Below are 22,445 nucleotides of genomic sequence, written 5' to 3'. Positions count from 1 at the left end.
AACCGGTTACAAACCAGTTACTTCCTTAATGAAAGGAATCGTAACCTTACGTTTAGCGCTTAATGATGCCTGATCTAATGTATCTAAAAGTGTCGCCAGATCATTCATATCACGGCTGGCATGATGCAGAAGGTAGCGTGCCACATCATCCGAAAAGTCCATGCCTCGTGCGCTGGCACGCATCCTTATCGCTTTAAGTTTAGTCTCATCATCCAGAGACTGAACCTGAAATACGATCCCCCAACTCAGACGTGAAGCTAGATCCGGAAGTACCACACCCAGATTTCGCGGCGATTCAGAAGCGGCAATGATCAGTGTATTACCCTGTTCTCGAATGCGATTAAAGAAATGAAACAGAGCCTCTTCCCATTGTCGATCACCGACAACAGATCCGACATTATCAAGGCAGACCAGATCAAGAAACTCGATCCCTTCAAGAATACCTCCGCCCAGATGTTTCAGTTCATCCAGTGGAAGGTAAGCAGCACTACGACCGTAGGGCTCAGCAGCATGACAACTTGCCTGTAACAGATGGGTACAACCAACCCCTAGCTGCCCCCAGAGAAAAATAAACTGTTCGCCAGTACCCTGCGACGCAGAGCTAAGACTAGCGCACACAAGTTCATTACCCTGTGAGTAATAATTTTCAAATCGGGCATCATCACGCAGACTGATAGAAAGCGGGATTTGGAATGGTTGATCAGTGGTTGTCATTAACTACAGTTTCGGATTCTTCATCAAGCTTGGGGTGTTTAGATGCATAGAGAGAACTACTCTTGTACCCTTCATGCAGATGGCGCAGTAACACCATAATTACAGCAGCAACAGGTAAGGCCAGCAGAACACCTACAAAACCAAACAGCTGGCCGCCGGCCATAATAGCAAAAATTACCGCAACTGGGTGCAAACCGATGCGATCACCAACAAGTAACGGCGTCAGCAGCATCCCTTCCAGCAGCTGTCCAACAATAAATACAGCCCCCACATAACCCAAAACCATTGGATCCTGGAACTGCATAAATGCGGCAACACCAGCTACTACAATGCCAATAATGAAACCCATATAAGGTACAATGCTGGCAAGGCCCGCGATCATACCAACCAACAGCGCGAGATCAAGCCCTACGATCCACAAACCGATTGCATAAACAGTCCCCAGCGCCATCATCACCAACAACTGGCCTTTCATAAATGCACCTAAGACTTCATCGCATTCGGAAGCCCAAAGCGATACTTTTGGCTCGATATTACGTGGTAACAGGTGCTTAACCTTGTCGATCATCACATCCCAGTCTCTTAACAGGTAGAAGGTTACGACGGGAATCAACACTAAATTTGCGACCCAGGCAGCTATTGCCATGCCTGAGCGGGTAATGCCACCTAATAGCTGCGCCATAATATCGCTGGTCTTCTGAAGATCACCAACAATCAGCTTTTTTAGATGGGCAAAATCAAAGAGGGATGGATCAAGACTGAAAGTGGTGAGAATCCATGGAAAGACCTTTTCTTCAAACAGCTGAATCGCTTGAGGTATTCTTTCAACCAGCATCTGGATCTGATAACCCATTTTCGGGATAAACAGTAAAAACAGCAGTACAACCATAGCGGTCATACCGACAAATACGATAATAACTGAAGCCGTTCTGGACAGACCTGATGCTTCTAAGCGATCAGCGATAGGGTCTGCCAAATAGGCTAGCAGTGCCCCGACTAGAAATGGCGACAGTATTGGTGCCAGCAGGTATACCAGCCCGCCAACAACCAAAGCTACAATAAGGAAAAACCAGCGCTGTGATTCAGTCATAACATAGACCTTTCAGTTCCAGAGGACCTTTATTCCTGCCAGTAGTAACGCAGTACTTGTGAGCCATCTGGCTGCCGCATAATATCCATCGCCTGTAAGCGAGGCTCAAGGGCAAGAGCCTGACTCAATTGTTCATTACTTCCATCAAGCTCCAGACGAACGGTGATATCGTTGCCAATAACACGCTCCGGCTTAACTTTGCTAACAACCGGCAAAGATTTCAGATAATCCGTTGCCTGAATGTAATCTGCCATGGTTCTGATGTTGCTGATATGTACAGCTACACCTGACTGAAAAAAACTGAGGTCATGACTAACAACCGGTTGAAACAACTGGTTTGCTGTCACATTAACTAACTCTTCAGCAACCGCCCACAACTCCCCAGCCGTTGAAAAACGCTGCTGGTTATTCTCCGTAACTAATAACCAATCTACCTGATTAAAGCCAGACGGTGATTGTTGAATGCGAGCGGCTAGAACAGCATCAGGACGATAACGGGTGGAAGCTTGTTCTATGGACTCATTAAATAATCCCCATAGATCACTAACAGGAAGCGAGGTCTGATCTTCCAGATCAAATAAAGGCATCTGTAACGGCAACCCACGTTTTTCAGCCTGTTGTTGCAACTCAGTTACTGCTTCGGTATCTGTATTAAGAAACTCCTGGGTACCTGAAGAGTCGGATGCAATCCAGAACAATACCGTTGGGCGTTGTGGCCCTAAAGGTTTAATCCCAGTATGCAGAATAAGGTTATCTACTGAAGCTTGATTAAAATCTATGAGCAAACGCTGCGCTGGAGCTTTGCTCTCATCAATAGTTTCTACAGGCAGATAACTAAATTGCTGCAGGAAGCTATCTGCAGCGGGTAACTGCTGTTGAACATTTGGGTTACCTAAGATATCCGATCTGCCGGATACTTTAACAAGTACTTGCTGCAAACCACTGACCAGCTCCGCTTGAGAAGGAGTCTCCTGTTGAGCAGTGGTTGTCAGTTCAGCACGGTATAGGTTATCTACTGTGCCGGCAGTAACCAACTGAGTAAAAACAACCAACAGAGTTGCAATGAAGGTCCGCATTAAGTCCATTAAGCCGCCTTAGGGTTCCAAACCAAAAATGAGATGTAACTTTACCATCCCATATAAATATTTCATATTCGTTGACCAGATGAGTGTATTCATACGAGAGAAACGGTAGAATACGCGCATTATTTTTCTTCCTCACTTTCCTTGCACACGAAAGGTTAACTGATCCATGTCTACTGGTTCTGATAACAGCTCTCTGAGCTACAAAGACGCTGGCGTTGATATCGACGCTGGTAATGCCCTGGTTGATCGTATTAAAGGCGTTGCGAAAAGCACTTCACGCCCTGAAGTAATGGGTGGCCTGGGCGGCTTCGGCGCTCTATGCCGTATCCCTGAAGGTTACCGTAAGCCTGTACTGGTTGCCGGTACTGATGGTGTGGGCACAAAACTACGCCTGGCCATGGATCTGGGCAAACACGATACAATTGGTATCGATCTGGTTGCAATGTGTGTAAATGACCTGGTAGTTGCAGGTGCTGAACCTCTGTTCTTCCTGGACTACTACGCAACGGGCAAACTGAATGTTGATACTGCAGCTGACGTTGTCAAAGGTATCGGTAAAGGTTGTGAACTTTCAGGTGCAGCACTGGTAGGTGGTGAAACTGCCGAGATGCCAGGTATGTACGAAGGCGAAGATTATGACCTTGCTGGCTTCTGTACAGGTGTTGTTGAAGAAGACGAAATCATCGATGGCAGCAACGTAAAAGTTGGCGACACACTGATCGGTTTAGCCTCTTCCGGTCCTCACTCTAACGGCTACTCCCTGATCCGTAAGATCTTGGAAGTACGCGGCACTGAGCTGACTGAAGAACTAGACGGCAAGCCACTGGCTGACGCGCTGATGGCCCCAACCCGCATCTACGTGAAATCCCTGCTTAAACTGATCAAAGAATCTCAGGTTAACGCACTATCCCACATCACAGGTGGTGGTCTGCTTGAGAATATCCCACGCGTACTGCCAGACAGCGCTAAAGCTGTTATTGACACTCAGTCCTGGCAGATGCCAGCAGTATTCAACTGGCTGCAACAGCAAGGCAATGTTGAAGCAACTGAGATGTACCGTACATTCAACTGTGGTGTAGGTATGGTAATCGCAGTACCTGCAGAGAAGCAGGAAGAAGCGCTGAAGATCCTGTCTGATGCAGGTGAAGATGCCTGGGTTATCGGCTCAATCGCAGCTGCGACTGAAGGCGAAGAACAGGTTGAACTCGCTGGCCTGGAGGCGTAATTAGCTACATGAGTAAACGAATCGTTGTCCTGATTTCAGGAAGTGGTTCCAATCTCCAGGCGATTATGGATGCTATCGATGCTGGTCAAATAGATGGCCGCATCGAGGCAGTCCTCAGCAACAAAGCTGAGGCGTATGGTCTGGAAAGAGCACGCCTGGCTGGTATCCCTGCCCTCACACTGAAACACACTGATTTTGATAGCCGTGAAAGCTTTGATCAGGCAATGATCAAGGAGATCGATCAGTATCAACCTGATCTTATTGTTCTGGCTGGTTTCATGCGTATTCTGTCAGCGGGTTTTGTACGCCACTATCATGGGCGCATGTTCAATATCCACCCATCCCTTTTGCCAAAGTACAAAGGCCTGAATACACACCAGCGTGCTATTGATGCGGGTGATGCAGAACATGGCTGCACTGTACATTTTGTAACTGAAGAGCTGGATGGTGGCCCATTGGCTGTTCAGGGTAAAGTCAGCATCAATCCGGATGATAGTGCTGAAGACCTGCAGCAAAAAGTACATAAGGTCGAACACGTTATCTATCCACTTGCGGTAGAGTGGTTCTGTACAGATAAACTGCAGTGGACACCTGAAGGAGTTTTGCTCGATAGCAAAATGCTTCCTGTTGAAGGCTATCAACTACCGGCTAACTGACCTGAGGTAAGCTATATGCCCAGCTTCAAAAAACAGCTACAGCGACTAGTTTTGCTGACTGCGTTTACATGCTGGGCAATACCCTCTTCAGCGGATGACACTACCCACTCCCCTTCCTTAGCACCATTTTCTGCTACCTATGAGATTGATTGGGATGGTGGCCTATCCCTAAGCGGCAGCACTACACGGGAATTAAAGCAGGATGCTAAGCAGCAGAACTGGCTATTTCATTCGAAGGCTTCAGCGATGTTCGCCAGCATCGAGGAATCCAGCCGTTTCATCTGGCAGGACCAACAACTGCATCCGCTACGCTACAAATTCAAACGCAGTGTACTTGGAAAGAAACGTACAGCTGATGTGAGTTTTGACTGGGATAAAAAACAGGTCACAAACACCGTTGAAGATAAACCCTGGAAGATGGATATATCAGATGGTGTGCAGGATAAGATTAGCTATCAATTGCTCCTTCAGAGGGAAGTTGCCCAGGGCAAAACCGAATTTAATTACTCAGTCGCTGATGGTGGAAAGTTAAAACATTATAGATTCAGCGTTGACGGCAAAGAAGTGATCAAAGCACCTATCGGCGAATACGATGCAATTCGCGTCAAACGTATCCGCGAAGAGAAAAACCCTCGACAGACCTTAATCTGGTTTGCCCCGGAGCTGGATTACCAGATCATAAAACTGCAACAGATTGAGAAGAAGGACAAGTCCTATACCCTTCTCCTCAAAACGCTGAATCAGTAGTCGATTTACCTTTTATTCAATCTCTGGAATCCAGCTAGCAGGCATACCACCAAAGCCAGAGAACAGATCTTGCTCCTGCTGTTCATCTAAAAGATCTGCTAAGAGTATTCTCTTATCATCGATAAACAACACAGCTGTCTGCGCACGCTGACCACTATGGATATCCTGATAGGGCTCAGAAAAAACCATTCTGTTACGGGTATCAGATGAGCCTAACAGCTCAAAGAAATAAGGGCGCCAACTCCAGTTGTATCCTTTATGCCTCTCATCCTTAATCCAACCCTTTTCACTATTCTCATAGTTGGGAGATATCTGGTTTCCTTGGCGATCACAGATATAGAAACGCAGGAGATGGTTAGCAGCAACAAAATGCTGAAGGTCATCATCGTCGGTCGCTGCACGCAGAACCTCTCTCAACGACAGTAGTTCTGACTTGACCTTTTCAGCTCGCCAGTGATTTCTGGACGTAGCATCAATAGCACGGTCACGATAATGACTCAGTAGATCTTTGACCTTCTTGTTGGTTGATTCAGGTGGCTGAAGTTGCTCTGTGGCCTGTGAAAAGAGGAAGCCCTGTACATAAACAGCATTACAGCTCAACGCTAAATAATACTCCTCCTCTGTTTCTACTCCTTCACAAAGTACCTTACTCCCCAGCTTTGAGGCCATCTCACCCAGCATCTGAACCATAGAGGAACCTCGCTGATTCAAAGCTCCACTCCTCAACAGACTCATATCTAGTTTGATAATATCGGGCTTAAGCAGCGCTATACGGTCTAACTGAGAGAAACCGGTGCCGAAATCATCAATCGCTACTTTAAAACCCTGTTCTCTGTAACGCTCAGCCAATCGCTCTATTATCTCAAGCTCACCATCAAGTTCGGTGATCTCAATAACTATACGGGAAGGGTCGCCCGCCACCCGCTTCATCATCTCCAGAGTCGGCAGATTATCAAGTGATTCCAAATACTGCAGCCACTCGGGAGATATATTAATACTCAGATAAGTATTCTCCGGCAGTTCTGATAATTTCTGCAGTGCCTGCAGACGAACATCTCGATCAATCTCGATTCGCTCTTTCACCGGAATATTCTGATCGGCAAAAATTCGCCCCGCCGATACAATATTTCCCTGCTCATCTTCCATGCGCGCTAATGCTTCATAACCCGCTATACATCCAGTGGCAGTCTCTACTATTGGCTGGAAATAAGGGAAAATTTTCAAACTCATAATTAAAACTCAAACACCTTTCAAAATAGAAGCAGGTTAAGTCAAAACCACCTGCCCATAAAATTATTCTTATACTGTCTAATTACGCAGCTAACCTGTTTTAACAGGCTTTACTGCGTACATGCGTTTATCCGCCAACTCAATCAGCTCACCCGCACTTTCGGCATCACTTGGGTATTGTGCTTGCCCAATACTACAACTTAATTGAATTTGATGCCCTTCACACAGAAACGGTTCATCGAAAATCCGATCAAGTGAGGCACGACATTTGGCAATCTCACGCTCCTGATTTAGGCCAGTAACAATAACGACAAATTCATCTCCACCATATCGCGCAACGGTATCTGTTTCGCGCAAAGTGAGGGAAAGCCTGACACCTAATTGGCGTAAAATCTGATCGCCTGTACCGTGCCCTAGGTTATCGTTTACCGGCTTAAAGTCATTCAGATCTAGAAAGAAAATACCTAATAAACTACCCGCTCTTCTGGCATGTAAAATTTCAAGATCAAGACGATCAAACAAGGCTCGACGGTTCACTAATCCAGTTAGTGCATCATGGTTAGCCAAATACGCTAAGTGCTCCTGAGCATCAGTGTAAGGGCTAATATCATTTACCGTTAAAATAATAAATTCACTCTCGTGAATCGTAAAACGACGCTCCACAATTTCAGCCCTAAAGCTTGATCCATCGCGACTCACAGCGAAGTACTCATCCCCAGCTTTTTTAAACAAGTCTGATTCATGCAGGCGACTAAATACCTTACGCTCATAGCCGAAAAGTTCCTGACTCATACGGTTTGCCAGAATTATGTTACGTTGCGCATCCATAACAATCAGTGACGCAGCCGCGCTATCAACAAGGTTGAGGAAATTATCAACCTGCATTTCAGCCTGCTTGGAGCGTTTCTGATACATACTGATGATGATCATGAAATTGATGATCGCAAATATAAAAGCAATAGTCTGAATCCAGCGCAAAGAAGCTGTTTTCTTTTGTGACAGCTGCTCCATTCGATAGGTCAACTTATTCATCAAAGCAAGGATATTAAGGTTATTCTGTTTAGCAACAACCAAAGCCTGCTTCAGCCTATTTTCAGAAAAATTCCCTAGGATTAATTTTCTGACCGGTATAGCTATAGGATCAAAATACTGCCGAGCCTCACGTATATATTTGGTGACATAGGCATCATCAACAGCATCAAATTTATACTCTTTACTATCCCCACCCATCACTATTCCACCCCGCTCAAAAGCACTAAGAGTGGAACTGAATAAATTATATACGTGCTCCAGTTCAGTAAGGTTTACCGCTCGGTTTGCACCATCTTGCTCCAATAGCAGCAAAACCTTAGTTAGTCGCTGAGATAACATCCTCTGGCGGCCTGAGATATTTATGGCCTGAGCATCTTTCTCAACTTGTACTGTTATGTAGTAGTTAATACCCAAAATAGAGCAATCGAGCACCAGAAAGAGGCATATCGCGATGACAAGCCCCATATGGTTTTTCGACTTACTGGGAATAATGTACTTATCCATCAGCTCTGGCTCAATTTCTACACATAAGATGTTTTATAAACTTATACTTACTGCAAAAATTGAACCAATCAAAAGCAATTCTGGAAATGTAACTTGATCTATTCAGACTACAAATATGGCAGATTAGAAACGGATATATTTCTCAAGCTCAGGATCTACTGGCACTTCCCAGCGCTCTAGCAAACGTCGAGCATCTTCAAATTTTTTCTCCGCATCAGGACGCAGATGCCCTAATGACCCTGTCATACTCGCCCGAACTCGCAGCATCTGATATTTAAAGAGAGGAATAAGTTTTCGCTCAATATAGGTTCCGCAGATCTTATCCTGCTGCATCACAACAGAAGGGTCTGATGTCTCAAAGTTCTCTGCTTCAAACTTGATAAGCTCCTGGATATCCTGACAGTTTTCCAGCTGCTCCTGGGTTGAAGCAGCCGCAAGCACGTAGGTACCTGACAACGGCATGAAAGATGCCGAAGCTGTAGCGACTTTACGTTCGGCACGAGCCTCAGCATTGGCAATCGCTTTCTTACGGAAAATGGCGAACTGTTTTTCGATATCAGCCATCCTCTTAGTCACTTCTTTATTCTGTTTCTTAAGGTCAAAATTCTCCTGACTGAACTGGCGCATCTCTTTTAAGCTACCTACCGCCTTGAACTCAGCCAGTTCTGTATACATCTTGTAACCAAAGAAGCCCCCAACTCCTAATAGCAAGAGAACCACTACACCTGCCACAATACCGATAATAAGCTTCTTATTCATAACCACACCTTGATAATAGATCGTCCGTAAGCCAGAAACGCTACTGGTCTTATTCTCTGGCCCCAAAGCACTCAACTCTTTGGAAAACTTAGGTTTTTGCTGAGAACAGCTTAATCCTTCAGCTGCCTATTGTCCAAATACACAGCAATACAGTGCCGCTTTCAATATACCCAGATTAAAAACATATCACCAAATTACAGGCATTAAAAAAGGCAGCCGAAGCTGCCTTTTTTAGACTCTTAGAAATATCTGACTTATGACCAGCCAGTTACTTCTTTCAGTGCATCACCGATCTGCGCCAGGGAACGTACAGTCTTAACGCCTGCATCTTCCAGAGCCGCAAATTTCTCATCAGCAGTGCCTTTACCGCCAGAGATGATCGCACCCGCGTGACCCATACGCTTACCAGCTGGAGCTGTTACACCAGCGATGTAAGAAACAACAGGCTTAGTCACGTTAGCTTTGATGAATTCAGCAGCTTCTTCTTCTGCAGAACCACCGATCTCACCGATCATTACGATCGCTTCAGTCTGTGGATCATTCTCGAACATTTCAAGAATGTCGATGAAGTTAGAACCTGGGATCGGGTCACCACCGATACCAACACAAGTAGACTGACCGAAACCAGTATCTGTAGTCTGCTTAACAGCTTCGTAAGTCAGAGTACCAGAACGGGAAACGATACCTACTTTACCTGGCAGGTGGATGTGACCTGGCATGATACCGATCTTACATTCGCCCGGAGTGATAACACCTGGGCAGTTTGGACCGATCAGGCGAACGCCCATTTCGTCACAACGAACTTTACACTCAAGCATATCCATAACTGGAATGTGCTCAGTGATACAAACGATCAGCTTGATACCACCGTTAGCCGCTTCCAGAATAGAATCCTTACAGAAAGGAGCTGGAACGTAGATAACAGATGCTTCAGCACCCGTTTCAGCAACTGCTTCAGCAACAGTGTTGAATACAGGCAGACCCAGGTGAGTAGTACCACCTTTACCTGGAGTTACACCGCCAACCATTTTAGTTCCGTAAGCAATCGCTTGCTCAGAGTGGAAGGTACCCTGACCACCAGTGAAACCCTGGCAGATTACTTTGGTGTCTTTATTAATCAATACGGACATTATTTACCCTCCGCTGCTTTAACTGCCTGTACAGCAGCATCAGTCAGGCTAGTAGCCGCGATGATGTCCAGACCAGAATCAGACAGAAGCTGAGAACCCAGCTCTGCGTTGTTACCTTCAAGACGTACAACTACAGGTACTTCTACGCCTACCTCTTTAACTGCACCGATAATACCTTCAGCAATCAGGTCGCAACGTACGATACCACCGAAGATGTTAACCAGTACTGCTTTAACTTTGTCATCTTCAAGGATGATCTTGAACGCTTCAGTAACACGCTCTTTAGTCGCGCCGCCACCAACGTCCAGGAAGTTTGCAGGGAAACCACCGTGCAGAGATACGATATCCATCGTACCCATCGCAAGACCCGCACCGTTAACCATACAACCGATGCTGCCATCCAGAGCAACGTAGTTCAGATCCCACTCAGCTGCACGTGCTTCACGCTCGTCTTCCTGAGATGGATCTTCCATTGCCTGAAGATCTTTGTGACGGTATACAGCATTGCCGTCGATCGCTACTTTAGCGTCCAGGCAGTGCAGGTTACCTTCTTCAGTGATAACCAGTGGGTTGATCTCTAGCAGAGCCAGATCTTTTTCCTGGAACATCTGTGCCAGACCCAGGAAGATTTTAACGAACTGCTTGATCTGATCGCCTTCCAGACCCAGTTTGAACGCTAGCTCGCGACCCTGGTATGGCTGTGCGCCAGTCAGTGGGTCAACAGTAGCTTTCAGGATTTTTTCTGGAGTTTCTTCTGCTACTTTCTCGATTTCCACACCACCTTCAGTAGATGCCATGAAAACGATACGACGAGAAGAACGGTCTACAACCGCACCCAGATACAGCTCGTTAGCGATATCTGTGCAGTCTTCAACCAGAATTTTAGAAACAGGCTGACCGTTAGCGTCAGTCTGATAGGTAACAAGGTTTTTACCCAGCCAGTTAGCTGCGAACTCTTGTGCTTCTGCAGGAGAGTCAACCAGCTTTACGCCGCCTGCTTTACCACGTCCACCTGCGTGCACCTGAGTCTTAACAACCCACTTGTCACCGCCAATTTTCTCAGCAGCTTCTGCTGCTGCTTCCGGAGTATCTACAGCGTATCCTTTGGATACCGGCAGACCATATTCGGCAAACAGCTGTTTACCCTGGTACTCATGAAGGTTCATGCTCTAATCCGTTGTGTTGTCACTAATGATTTTTCTGTATCGGGAGTCTAGTGTCGCTCCCGTAACAGCCCTGTTGGATCAACAACAAGTCTTACTATACGGCAGGCTGCGGATAGCAACCTGCCGAATCTTGTTTACGCTAATAAATTAGCGCTTTTTACGGTTCGCCATGTGAATAGCGTGACCGTCAGCTGCCAGAGCAGCTTCGTGAATTGCTTCACTCACTGTTGGGTGAGCGAATACAGTCATCTGTAGGTCTTCTGCACTAGAGCAGAATTCCATTGCAATACCCGCCTGGCCGATCAATTCACCCGCCAAACCATGAACAATGTGTACACCCAATACGCGATCAGTTTCTTCGCAAGCGATAAGCTTAACGAAACCGTCAGTATCATTTGCAGCCATTGCTCGGCCGTTAGCAGCAAATGGGAATTTACCCACTTTGTATTTAACGCCTTCAGCTTTTAATTCCTGCTCAGTCTTACCTACCCACGCCAGTTCTGGGTGAGTGTAAATGATGCTTGGAATTACATCGTAGTTCATCTGTGCATGATGGCCAGCAATGATATCTGCAACCATAATGCCTTCTTCTGATGCTTTGTGTGCCAGCATTGGGCCACGAACGGAATCACCGATTGCGTAAACGCCTGGTACACCTGTCTGGCACTGTTCGTTAACAAAGATGAAACCGCGCTCATCCAGAGATACGCCAGAATCGTCTGCCAGTAGGCCTTGTGTCTGAGGCTTACGACCTACAGCAACAATCAGCTTGTCTACAACGATCTCTTTGTCACCTTCGGAATCAGTGAAGTTAACTTTAACTTCTTTGCCGTCAATGATCTCAGTACCTGTACAACGCGCACCTACTTTGATATCCAGACCCTGCTTCTTAAGTAGCTTAGCTGCTTCTTTTGCAAGATCCTTATCTGCTGCTGCAAGGAAATCATCCATTGCTTCCAGTACGGTTACTTCAGTGCCTAAGCGAGCCCAGATAGAGCCCATTTCAAGACCGATAACACCCGCACCGATAACACCAAGACGCTTAGGTGCTTCTCTAATTTCAAGCGCACCCGCATTATCAAGGATCAGACCTTCTGTTAGAGGCGCTGGCGGGATCTCAACTGGTACAGAACCAGAAGCCAGAATTACATTTTCAGCATCGTAAGTTGTGGAAGTACCATCAGCAGCAGTAACTTCAACTTTCTTACCACCGTGCAGTTTACCCATCCCCTGAAGCAGGGTTACACCGTTCGCTTTGAACAGGCCAGTGATACCGCCAGTCAAGTTGCCAACGATTTTATCCTTACGAGCAACCATGGCTTCAACATCCATAGTAACTTCGCCACCTACTTGGATGCCGTGCACGTCCGCATGCTGCGCATTGTGGAACTGGTGAGTAGATTCCAGCAGTGCTTTTGATGGGATACAGCCCACGTTCAAGCATGTACCACCTAGAACAGCAGTACCTTTGTCATCTACCCACTTTTCAACACATGCAGTTTTCAAACCCAGCTGAGCTGCACGAATTGCTGCAACATAACCGCCAGGACCTGCACCAATGACAATAACGTCAAATTTATCAGACATGTTTTATCCTATCTTCACTCTGTTGTAGTTAGGGTTTGACTTAAACTTCCAGGAGCATACGTGCAGGATCTTCCAGAAGATCTTTAATAGTCACCAGGAATTGTACAGCTTCCTTACCATCAATCATACGATGGTCGTATGACAGAGCGAGGGACATCATTGGAAGAAGCTCTACCTGACCATTCACAGCCATTGGGCGTTCCTGAATCTTATGCATACCCAGGATTGCAGTCTGTGGTGGGTTCAGAATAGGTGTAGACATCAGGGAACCGAATACACCACCGTTAGTGATAGTAAACGTACCGCCCTGCATATCTTCCATACCCAGCTTGCCTTCACGACCACGCTTGCCGAAATCAGCAATTGTAGATTCAACATCTGCCAGGCTCATTGCATCAGTATCACGCAGTACTGGTACCATCAGACCACGGTCTGTAGATACGGCAACACCGATATCCTGGTAACCGTGATAAACCATGTCGTTACCGTCGATAGATGCATTCACTGCTGGGAACTTCTTCAGCGCTTCAGTTGCTGCTTTCACGAAGAAAGACATGAAGCCCAGACGAGTGCCATTGTGAGTTTTCTCGAACAGGTCTTTATACTGCTTACGCAGTTCCATAACAGGCTTCATGTTAACTTCGTTGTAAGTAGTCAACATTGCAGCATTCTGCTGTGCTTCAACCAGACGCTTAGCGATAGTTGCACGCAGGCGTGTCATAGGTACACGCTTCTCAACGCGCTCACCTACAGCAACATTTACTGGAGCTGCTGCCGCAGCTGGAGCTGGAGCCGCTGCAGCTGGAGCTGCTGCTGGAGCCGCCGCTGGTGCACCATTCTTCATGAAGTTCTGAACGTCTTCTTTAGTGATACCACCGTTTTTGCCAGTACCAGAGATCTGAGACGCATCCAGACCGTTCTCTTCGATAAGTTTACGTGCAGCTGGACCGATCTTATCGGCATCACCTGCTGGCGCAGCCGCTTCTTCTGCAGCTGCTGGCGCAGCAGCAGAACCTGCAGCACCCGCTTCAAATTTAGCGATTACTTCGTCACTCAGAACTGTATCGCCTTCGCCTTTCAGTACTTCAGCAATCACACCATCTTCTGGTGCTACTACTTCCAGTACTACTTTGTCAGTTTCGATATCAACAATGAGTTCATCAGCTGAACAAGCTTCACCAGGTTGTTTGTGCCATGTTGCAATTGTGCCGTCTGCTACAGATTCCGGGAATGTTGGCGCTTTGATTTCGATGGACATGTTTTTTCCTTTATCGTTATCACCATCAGGCGATTATTTAATTAATGGTTAATCGCCTGATCAACCGTTGAGTGCTTCGTTAACTAGTGTTTCCTGCTGTTCAGCGTGAACGGAAATGTATCCAACCGCTGGTGCCGCAGATGCTGGACGGGCAACGCCTTCCAGATGTAATTTGCTGTCATGTTTCTGCAGAACGTGACGCATATGGTGCTGCATTGAGTACCATGCGCCCTGGTTCAGAGGCTCTTCCTGACACCAAACCACAGATTCCAGGTTAGTGTATTCAGCAATCGCTTCTGCCAGCTGTTCTTCAGGGAATGGGTACAACTGTTCGATACGAACAATCGCCACATCTTCTTTTTCCAGTTCAGCGCGACGATTGTATAGATCGTAGTAGACCTTACCGCCACACAGAACAAGGCGCTTAACCTTCTTAGGTTCTAGGTGATCCACTTCACCGATTACTGGCTGGAATGAACCTTCCGCCAGATCTTCCAGAGTAGAAATCGCCTGTTTGTGACGTAGCAAACTCTTAGGAGACATAACAACCAGAGGTTTACGCAGTGGACGTACAACCTGACGACGCAGCAGATGGAAAATCTGAGCTGGTGTTGTTGGTGTTACTACCTGAATATTGTGTTCCGCACATAGCTGCAGGTAACGCTCCAGACGAGCAGATGAGTGCTCAGGACCCTGACCTTCAAAGCCATGAGGCAATAGCATTGTCAGACCACACAGACGCTGCCATTTGTGCTCACCGGATGTGATGAACTGGTCAATTACAACCTGCGCACCGTTCGCGAAGTCACCAAACTGAGCTTCCCAGATAACAAGTGCATTAGGCATTGTTGTTGCGTAGCCATACTCGAATGCCAGAACCGCTTCCTCAGAAAGGAAGGAGTCATGTAGAGTCAGACGAGGCTGCTCGTCGGATAGGTTCTGAAGTGGCAGATACGTCTCAGCTGTTTTCTGGTCATGCAGTGCTGCATGACGATGAGAGAACGTACCACGACCAACGTCCTGACCTGTAATACGGATTGGATGACCTTCAGCAAGAATTGAAGCATATGCCAGAGATTCAGCCATACCCCAGTTCAGTTCCATCGCGCCATGAGCCATACGCTTACGGTCGTCAATGATTTTCTGAACCTGACGCTGGACAGCAAAGCCTTCAGGCACTTCACAGATCTTGTTACCCAACTCCTGAAGCAGTTTCAGGTCAACCTTAGTTTCGGGGCAATCAAATGACCATTCATGGCCCAGGTAAGGTTTCCAATCCACAAACAATTCAGAGTTTGGCTCATGAACCAGAGATTTAACCACATGCTCGCCGTTTTCCAGCAGCTTGCGGTACTCTTTTTCCATCTCTTTGCTTTCTTCAGCGGTGACAACACCTTCTGAAATCAGCTGTTGAGCATACAGATCACGCGTTGTTTTCTGCTTCTTGATCTGCGCGTACATCAGTGGCTGAGTACCGGATGGCTCATCCGCTTCGTTATGACCACGACGACGGTAACAGAACAGATCGATAACAACGTCTTTCTTAAATTCGTTTCGGTAGTCAACCGCCAGCTGAGTTACAAAACGTACTGCTTCAGGATCATCACCATTTACATGGAAGATTGGAGCCTGAATCATTTTAGCTACGTCAGTGGAGTACTCAGTAGAACGGGAGTCTTCCTGCTTAGATGTTGTGAAACCAACCTGGTTGTTCACAACGATGTGGATCGTACCACCGGTTTTGTAAGCACGGGTCTGAGACATCTGGAATGTCTCCATTACCACGCCCTGACCACAGAACGCCTGGTCACCATGGATGTTTACAGGAACAACTGTATCACCCACAGAGTCTTCACGGCGATCCTGACGTGCACGTACAGAACCTTCAACTACTGGCGCAGCGATCTCAAGGTGAGATGGGTTAAACGCCATCGCGATGTGAACTTCACCGCCTGCAGTTTCAACGTTAGATGAGAAGCCCTGGTGGTATTTAACGTCACCAGAAGTATCAACAACGCGCTTACCTTCAAACTCTTCAAACAGATCCGCTGGGTTTTTACCGAAGATGTTTACCAGCGTGTTCAAACGGCCACGGTGAGCCATGCCAATTACAACTTCTTTCGCACCCTGTTTACCCGCACGCTGAATCAACGTGTTCAGGGATACGATCATAGATTCACCACCCTCTAGACCGAAGCGCTTAGCGCCGGCATAGCGTGAACCCAGGTATTTCTCGAGACCTTCAGCTGCCGTCAGGCGCTCAAGGATCATCTTTTTCTTTTCAACTTCAGCTTCAGGATGGGCACGTACTGGCTCTAGGCGAGACTGAATCCAGCGCTTTTCCTGTGTATCTACAATGTGCATGTACTCTGCGCCCACTGTAGAACAATATGTTTTCTTAAGGTCGGCAATAATGTCTTTCAGTGGAGCTTCTTCTGGTCCGAAGAACAGAGAACCCAGCTGAAATACAGTATCGTGATCTGCTTCAGAAAGCTCATGGAAGCGTAGATCCAGATCAGGTACATCTTCACGCTGCATAAGACCAAGCGGGTCAATATTTGCAACCTGATGACCACGTACGCGATACGCGTTGATCATACGCAACACTCGCACCTGCTTTTTCTCATGCTCAGAACTTACTGAGCTGACTTCTGCAGGAGCTGCGCGTTTCTGGTTTTTGGAAAGATAGAGAAAATGGTCTCTGATAGCAGAATGTGGCACATCCTGTGTCAGGTTCTCGCCTACTTTTGGTAGACGGTCGAATTCTTCTCGCCACTCCTGAGGGATCGCATTCGGATCCATCAGATATGTTTCGTACAGTTCTTCAACGTATGAAAGGTTGCCACCGTAAAGGTGAGCGTTCTTCCACATGAGATCCATGATGCTTTCTTGCATTCTTGATCACCCTGGCTCTGGGGGTTTTTTATTACTCCAGGATTTTGTCCCTGAGCAACACCCCTCTTTGAGTTACCTTCAAATACCCGATCAAACAGCTATAACTGTCTCGGAGATGCTATCTTAAAGCTTTTAAATTAGAGCTTTATATAATTCTTTTTGGGAATATGGCCGTTTTTTTCGCAAAAAAACCTTTTTTAAAGCAAAAAAAAGCGGTGCCATTTGGCACCGCTTTGTTTTTTCTTAGGTTGCTTGCGACAGCAGCATGTTACGAATTTTGCCGATTGCCTTAGTTGGGTTAAGGCCTTTCGGACAAACATTCACACAGTTCATGATGCCGTGGCAGCGGAAGACGCTAAATGGGTCATCCAGAGCAGCCAGACGCTCACGAGTCGCAGTGTCTCGGCTATCTGCCAGGAAGCGGTACGCTTGCAGCAGACCAGATGGGCCGATGAACTTATCTGGATTCCACCAGAAAGATGGGCAAGATGTTGAACAGCATGCACAAAGAATACACTCGTACAGGCCATCCAATTCAGCGCGATCTTCTGGAGACTGCAGACGCTCGATTGCTGGCGGCGGCGTATCGTTGATCAAGAACGGCTTGATCTTCTCGTACGCTTTATAGAACTGAGTCATATCAACTACTAGGTCACGGATAACCGGCAGACCAGGCAGAGGACGCAGAACCAGCTTGTCTTCTGTAACAACAGCAGATAGAGGTGTGATACACGCCAGACCATTCAGGCCGTTCATGTTCATACCGTCAGAACCACATACACCTTCACGACAAGAACGACGATACGCCAGAGACGGATCTTTGTCCTTCAGAAGCTGCAGCAGATCCAGCACCATGATGTCCTTACCACCAGGGATATCGATGTGGATATCCTGCATGTAAGGAGCATCATCAGTTTCAGGATTGTAGCGATATACACTAACCAACATGATAGAAACTCCTTAGTAAGTACGAACTTTAGGTGGGAATGGATCCATTGTCTTAGGCGCGAAGTTTACATCACGCTTACCAATGGTCTTGTCACCTGGGAAGTAAACAGAGTGGCACAGCCAGTTCTCATCATCACGCTCAGTGAAGTCGTTACGTGCGTGCGCACCACGAGATTCTTTACGAACCTCAGCTGCGATCGCAGTCGCTTCAGCAACTTCCATCAGGTTTTCAAGCTCAAGCGCTTCGATACGTGCAGTGTTGAACGCCTGGCTCTTATCTTCAAGATGCAGGTTTTCAATTTTGGCACGGATACCTTTCAGCAGCTCAAGACCTTTCTGCATGCTTTCGCCGTCACGGAATACACCGAAGTACAGCTGCATAGTGCTTTGCAGCTCTTTACGAACCTCAGCAACACTTTCACCACCTGTAGAGTTGTTCAGACGGTTCAGGCGTGCCATTGCAGCATCAATGTTAGCTTCAGTAGCATCTTTAACTTCGTAGCCATCACGCATCTGCTGTTCGATCTGCATACCAGCAGCACGACCGAATACAACCAGGTCAAGCAGCGAGTTACCACCCAGGCGGTTAGCACCGTGTACAGATACACATGCCACTTCACCACAAGCGTACAGACCATCAACGATAGTATCGTTACCATCTTTATCAGGCGCAATTGCCTGACCACCGATGTTAGTTGCAACACCACCCATCTGATAGTGACAAGTTGGTACAACTGGAATCGGCTTAACAACTGGGTCAGTTGCAGCAAATGTTTTAGATAGCTCACAGATACCTGGCAGACGAGAGTGCAGTACTTCTTCACCCAGGTGATCCATTTTCAGGTAAACGTGATCGCCATCTTCACCACAACCGCGGCCTTCAAGGATCTCCATGATCATAGAACGTGCCACAACGTCACGACCAGCAAGGTCTTTCGCGTTTGGCGCATAACGTTCCATGAAACGCTCACCATCTTTGTTGATCAGGTAGCCACCCTCACCACGACAACCTTCAGTTACAAGTACGCCTGCACCTGCAATACCGGTTGGGTGGAACTGCCACATCTCCATGTCCTGAGCAGGAACACCTGCACGCAGAGACATACCCATACCGTCACCGGTATTGATAAGAGCGTTGGTAGTAGAGGAGTAGATACGGCCAGCGCCACCTGTTGCAAGAACAGTCGCTTTAGCCTTGATGTATACAGTCTCGCCAGTTTCGATGCAGATAGCGATACAGCCAACAACTGCGCCATCGTCATTCTTAACCAGATCTACTGCATACCATTCGTTCAGGAAGGTAGTACCTGCTTTCATGTTACCCTGATACAGAGCATGCAGAAGCGCGTGACCAGTACGGTCCGCAGCAGCACATGTACGTGCAGCCTGACCACCTTCACCAAAATTCTTAGACTGACCACCGAAAGGACGCTGGTAGATACGACCTGTTTCAGTACGGGAGAATGGCAGACCCATATGGTCTAGCTCAAATACCGCCTGAGGGCCTACAGAACACATGTATTCGATAGCGTCCTGGTCACCGATATAGTCGGAACCTTTAACGGTATCGTACATGTGCCAACGCCAATCATCATTTGGATCAGCACTTGCGATAGCACAAGTGATACCACCCTGTGCGGACACAGTGTGGGAACGAGTTGGGAATACTTTTGTAACACAAGCGGTGTTCAGACCACTCTGTGCCAGCTGTAGTGCAGCACGCATGCCTGCACCACCGCCACCGACAACGATTGCGTCGAAAGTAAGCGTACGTAGTTTAGACATCTTTTAAATACCCCACAGAATCTGAATGCCCCAAACGACGTAAATAAACGTCAACAGGCCACATGCAGACTGAAACACGAAACGGATACCAGTTGGTTTGATGTAATCTGTAGAAACAGACCACATACCAATCCATACGTGTGCAGCAAAGGATAGCAGTGCCAACAGGGTAAAGATGCGCATAGCGGTTCCTTCGAACAGACCAACCCACATTTCGTAAGTCAGTTCTGCGCCAAACGCCAGATAACCAATCATAAATACGGTGTAGACAGCCAGGATAACCGCGGTTACACGCTGAATCATCCAGTCATAAAGGCCACTACGACCAAAGCTAGTAATACTAGTTACCATATCCATACTCCCGAAATGAGGACTGCAGCAGCAGCTAGACCCAAGGTCACTTTCGCTGCCATTAAGCCACTTTCTAGTTCTTCACAGTGGCCAAAATCCATTACCAGGTGTTTGATACCAGCGAAGAAGTGATACAGCAGAGCTGAAACGCTTCCCCACGCTATAAGCTTCGCAAAGAAGCCATTTTCAAACATATCAACGGCTTCATTGAAGCCAGCTTCTGATTCCAGAGATAAACCCAATGCATACAGGGCAAATACGGCACCAAAAAATAGCGCCACACCTGTCGCACGATGCAGGATGGATGTAATCGCCGGAAGCGGCTGCTTGATTGTTCGAAGATCTAAATTTACAGGTCTTTTCTTATTCACGGCTCTTGTTCACACTTTTACGGCCCCTTTGCAGGGCTCGGTTGCTCGGAAGTGTTGAAGATAAAGTACCTCGCTTCACAAGCTTGAGACTCGCAACTATCAACTCTGACACTTACGAGGGACAAACTTCGGGGCAGGAGTATAAGCACTTCACCCTAACAATTCAATGCAAACACCCGCCTGTTCACCCATGGTCTAGACTAATTAAGTAGTACCAAACAACCAACACCAAAAGTCGTACAACCAAATGATTATTCAGTCATTTCAGGAATCTTGGTAGAAAGTCATCCTGATCTTTGTTGCAATGCGGCAATTAACCCACTTAGTCTGATTGACAAACTTTTTTCAGTCTCTATATTGGGTGGGTCCAATCTATCGGGCCAAGACTCTTAGATCTGACTATAAATAAAAGTCATATAACAGAACTAAAACATAATGATAGGAGCCTTTTAATGGCTGATAAGAAAGCACGTTTAACAGTCGACGGTATGGATGAAGCTATCGAACTGCCTGTTTACTCCGGCACTTTGGGTCCAGACGTGATTGATGTGCGCCCTCTGACTGGCAAAGGCCTGTTCACCTATGATCCAGGTTTCGTATCTACCGCAGCATGTGATTCCGGCATTACTTTCATCGATGGTGGTAAAGGCGTTCTGCTACATGGCGGCTACCCAATCGACGAGCTGGCAGAAAAATCAGACTACATGGAAGTCTGCTACCTGCTGTTGAACGGTGAGCTACCGAACAAAGAGCAGAAAGAAAAGTTTGTAAACACTGTTAAAAACCACACGATGCTTCACGAGCAGCTAAACCATTTCTACAATGGTTTCCGTCGTGACGCTCACCCAATGGCCATCATGTGTGGCGTTGTCGGTGCTTTGTCCTCTTTCTACCATGATTCTCTGGACATTAACGATGAGCATCACCGTGAGGTTTGCGCATACCGCCTGATCGCGAAAATGCCAACTATCGCTGCTATGTGCTTCAAGTACTCAAACGGCCAGCCGTTTATGTACCCTCGCAATGACCTGAGCTATGCAGGCAACTTCCTGCAGATGATGTTCGGCACACCATGCGAAGAGTACCAGGTTAACCCTGTACTTGAGAAAGCAATGGATCGCATCTTCGTACTGCATGCAGACCACGAACAGAACGCTTCCACGTCTACCGTACGTCTGGCTGGTTCTTCTGGTGCTAACCCATTTGCTTGTATCGCTTCAGGTATCGCAGCACTTTGGGGACCGGCTCACGGTGGCGCAAACGAAGCTGTACTGAACATGCTGGAAGAGATTGGCGATGAGTCACGTATCGACGAATTCGTTGCTAAAGCGAAAGATCCAAACGACCCATTCCGTCTAATGGGCTTCGGTCACCGCGTATACCGCAACTTCGACCCACGCGCACGTGTAATGAAGAAATCTTGTGACGAAGTACTGGCTGAACTAGGTCTGGAAAATGATCCTCTTCTGAAAATCGCAAAACGCCTTGAGCAGATCGCGATTGAAGACGAGTACTTCGCTGAGCGTAAACTGTACCCGAACGTAGACTTCTACTCCGGTATCATCCTGAAAGCAATTGGTATCCCTACCAACATGTTTACAGTGATCTTCGCTCTGTCCCGTACAATCGGCTGGATCTCTCACTGGAGCGAGTTCCACAGCAGCCCTAACAAGATTGGTCGTCCTCGCCAGCTTTACACTGGCCCAACTCAGCGCAGTTACCCAGAGTAAAACACTGAGTAAGATCTCCAATACCAAAAAAGCCGCTTATATAGCGGCTTTTTTATTACCTAAAAAACGGAATATAAAATTTATCCAGAACAATTCCCCACCACAAAATAAGTTATTGCACCAATACTGCAAATGAGTATAATTCTCATTATCTTGTGTGACAAAAGCACATTTATTTAGCC

Annotated in this window: 19 protein-coding genes; 4 read left to right on the top strand and 15 right to left on the bottom strand. The window is 47.0% G+C overall.

All coding sequences use genetic code 11. The annotated features are described in order from the left end of the window. Window positions 1-6 precede the first annotated feature (6 nt). The 3 genes from hda to GY843_RS00185 are packed head-to-tail and all read right to left on the bottom strand — an operon-like array spanning window position 7 to window position 2,889. Window positions 7-714 (bottom strand): DnaA regulatory inactivator Hda, encoded by a 708-nt coding sequence (gene hda, locus GY843_RS00195; RefSeq protein ID WP_297305710.1) that lies wholly within the window; start codon window positions 712-714, stop codon window positions 7-9. Then, window positions 701-1,804, bottom strand: a complete 1,104-nt coding sequence (locus GY843_RS00190; RefSeq protein ID WP_297305709.1) for an AI-2E family transporter — start codon at window positions 1,802-1,804, stop codon at window positions 701-703. Before GY843_RS00190 ends, hda begins: the two co-directional genes overlap by 14 nt. Before the next feature lie 29 nt (window positions 1,805-1,833). Then, window positions 1,834-2,889, bottom strand: coding sequence for a DUF2066 domain-containing protein (locus GY843_RS00185; protein ID WP_297305708.1), 1,056 nt, complete (start codon window positions 2,887-2,889; stop codon window positions 1,834-1,836). Window positions 2,890-3,055: 166 nt separating this feature from the next. Here GY843_RS00185 and purM point away from each other — a divergent pair, with 166 nt between their 5' ends. Genes purM through GY843_RS00170 form a run of 3 tightly spaced genes read left to right on the top strand, consistent with a single transcriptional unit; the run spans window position 3,056 to window position 5,517 of the window. Continuing rightward, complete coding sequence (gene purM, locus GY843_RS00180; protein ID WP_297305707.1) at window positions 3,056-4,114, top strand: phosphoribosylformylglycinamidine cyclo-ligase; 1,059 nt, start codon at window positions 3,056-3,058, stop codon at window positions 4,112-4,114. An 8-nt stretch (window positions 4,115-4,122) separates the two neighbouring features. Next, entirely contained in the window at window positions 4,123-4,770 is a 648-nt protein-coding gene (gene purN / locus GY843_RS00175; RefSeq protein ID WP_297305706.1) for a phosphoribosylglycinamide formyltransferase, read from the top strand. Window positions 4,771-4,785: 15 nt separating this feature from the next. Further along, window positions 4,786-5,517 carry a DUF3108 domain-containing protein gene (locus GY843_RS00170; RefSeq protein WP_297305705.1) on the top strand — a complete coding sequence of 244 codons (732 nt, stop codon included), beginning with the start codon at window positions 4,786-4,788 and terminating at the stop codon, window positions 5,515-5,517. A gap of 12 nt (window positions 5,518-5,529) precedes the next feature. On the opposite strand, the gene GY843_RS00165 is transcribed toward GY843_RS00170, so the two are convergent. From GY843_RS00165 to sdhC, 12 genes are all read right to left on the bottom strand, one after another. Further along, a complete protein-coding gene (locus tag GY843_RS00165; RefSeq protein ID WP_297305704.1) occupies window positions 5,530-6,747 on the bottom strand; it encodes an EAL domain-containing protein in 1,218 nt (405 codons plus the stop codon). Between the two features lie 90 nt (window positions 6,748-6,837). Continuing rightward, window positions 6,838-8,283: a diguanylate cyclase gene (locus tag GY843_RS00160; protein ID WP_297305703.1), complete on the bottom strand. Its 1,446-nt coding sequence runs from the start codon at window positions 8,281-8,283 to the stop codon at window positions 6,838-6,840. Window positions 8,284-8,406: 123 nt separating this feature from the next. Continuing rightward, window positions 8,407-9,042, bottom strand: a complete 636-nt coding sequence (locus GY843_RS00155; protein WP_297305702.1) for a hypothetical protein — start codon at window positions 9,040-9,042, stop codon at window positions 8,407-8,409. 254 nt (window positions 9,043-9,296) lie between these two features. Further along, window positions 9,297-10,172, bottom strand: coding sequence for a succinate--CoA ligase subunit alpha (gene sucD / locus GY843_RS00150; protein ID WP_297305701.1), 876 nt, complete (start codon window positions 10,170-10,172; stop codon window positions 9,297-9,299). Next, entirely contained in the window at window positions 10,172-11,338 is a 1,167-nt protein-coding gene (gene sucC, locus GY843_RS00145; protein ID WP_297305700.1) for an ADP-forming succinate--CoA ligase subunit beta, read from the bottom strand. The genes sucD and sucC overlap by 1 nt, the downstream gene beginning before the upstream one ends. 147 nt (window positions 11,339-11,485) lie before the next feature. Then, a complete protein-coding gene (lpdA, locus tag GY843_RS00140) occupies window positions 11,486-12,925 on the bottom strand; it encodes a dihydrolipoyl dehydrogenase (RefSeq protein WP_297305699.1) in 1,440 nt (479 codons plus the stop codon). Between the two features lie 40 nt (window positions 12,926-12,965). Beyond that, the gene (gene odhB / locus GY843_RS00135) at window positions 12,966-14,183 is read right to left on the bottom strand and encodes a 2-oxoglutarate dehydrogenase complex dihydrolipoyllysine-residue succinyltransferase (protein ID WP_297305698.1); all 1,218 of its coding nucleotides are present in this window, start codon (window positions 14,181-14,183) and stop codon (window positions 12,966-12,968) included. A gap of 60 nt (window positions 14,184-14,243) precedes the next feature. Further along, complete coding sequence (locus GY843_RS00130; protein WP_297305697.1) at window positions 14,244-17,078, bottom strand: 2-oxoglutarate dehydrogenase E1 component; 2,835 nt, start codon at window positions 17,076-17,078, stop codon at window positions 14,244-14,246. 243 nt (window positions 17,079-17,321) lie between these two features. After that, entirely contained in the window at window positions 17,322-18,026 is a 705-nt protein-coding gene (locus GY843_RS00125; protein ID WP_297305696.1) for a succinate dehydrogenase iron-sulfur subunit, read from the bottom strand. Between the two features lie 12 nt (window positions 18,027-18,038). Then, entirely contained in the window at window positions 18,039-19,811 is a 1,773-nt protein-coding gene (sdhA, locus tag GY843_RS00120) for a succinate dehydrogenase flavoprotein subunit (RefSeq protein ID WP_297305695.1), read from the bottom strand. Window positions 19,812-19,814: 3 nt separating this feature from the next. Further along, the gene (sdhD, locus tag GY843_RS00115) at window positions 19,815-20,162 is read right to left on the bottom strand and encodes a succinate dehydrogenase, hydrophobic membrane anchor protein (protein WP_297305694.1); all 348 of its coding nucleotides are present in this window, start codon (window positions 20,160-20,162) and stop codon (window positions 19,815-19,817) included. Then, window positions 20,156-20,533, bottom strand: coding sequence for a succinate dehydrogenase, cytochrome b556 subunit (gene sdhC, locus GY843_RS00110; RefSeq protein WP_297305693.1), 378 nt, complete (start codon window positions 20,531-20,533; stop codon window positions 20,156-20,158). Before sdhC ends, sdhD begins: the two co-directional genes overlap by 7 nt. A 452-nt stretch (window positions 20,534-20,985) precedes the next feature. Between sdhC and gltA the strand changes: the two genes are divergently transcribed. Further along, window positions 20,986-22,263 carry a citrate synthase gene (gene gltA, locus GY843_RS00105; protein WP_297305692.1) on the top strand — a complete coding sequence of 426 codons (1,278 nt, stop codon included), beginning with the start codon at window positions 20,986-20,988 and terminating at the stop codon, window positions 22,261-22,263. Window positions 22,264-22,445: the final 182 nt, after the last annotated feature.

It is taken from the genome of Neptuniibacter sp. (assembly GCF_024231755.1).
Taxonomy (GTDB): domain Bacteria; phylum Pseudomonadota; class Gammaproteobacteria; order Pseudomonadales; family Balneatricaceae; genus Neptuniibacter.
Note: the sequence above shows the minus strand (reverse complement) of the source record. Positions and strands in the feature narration are given on the sequence as shown.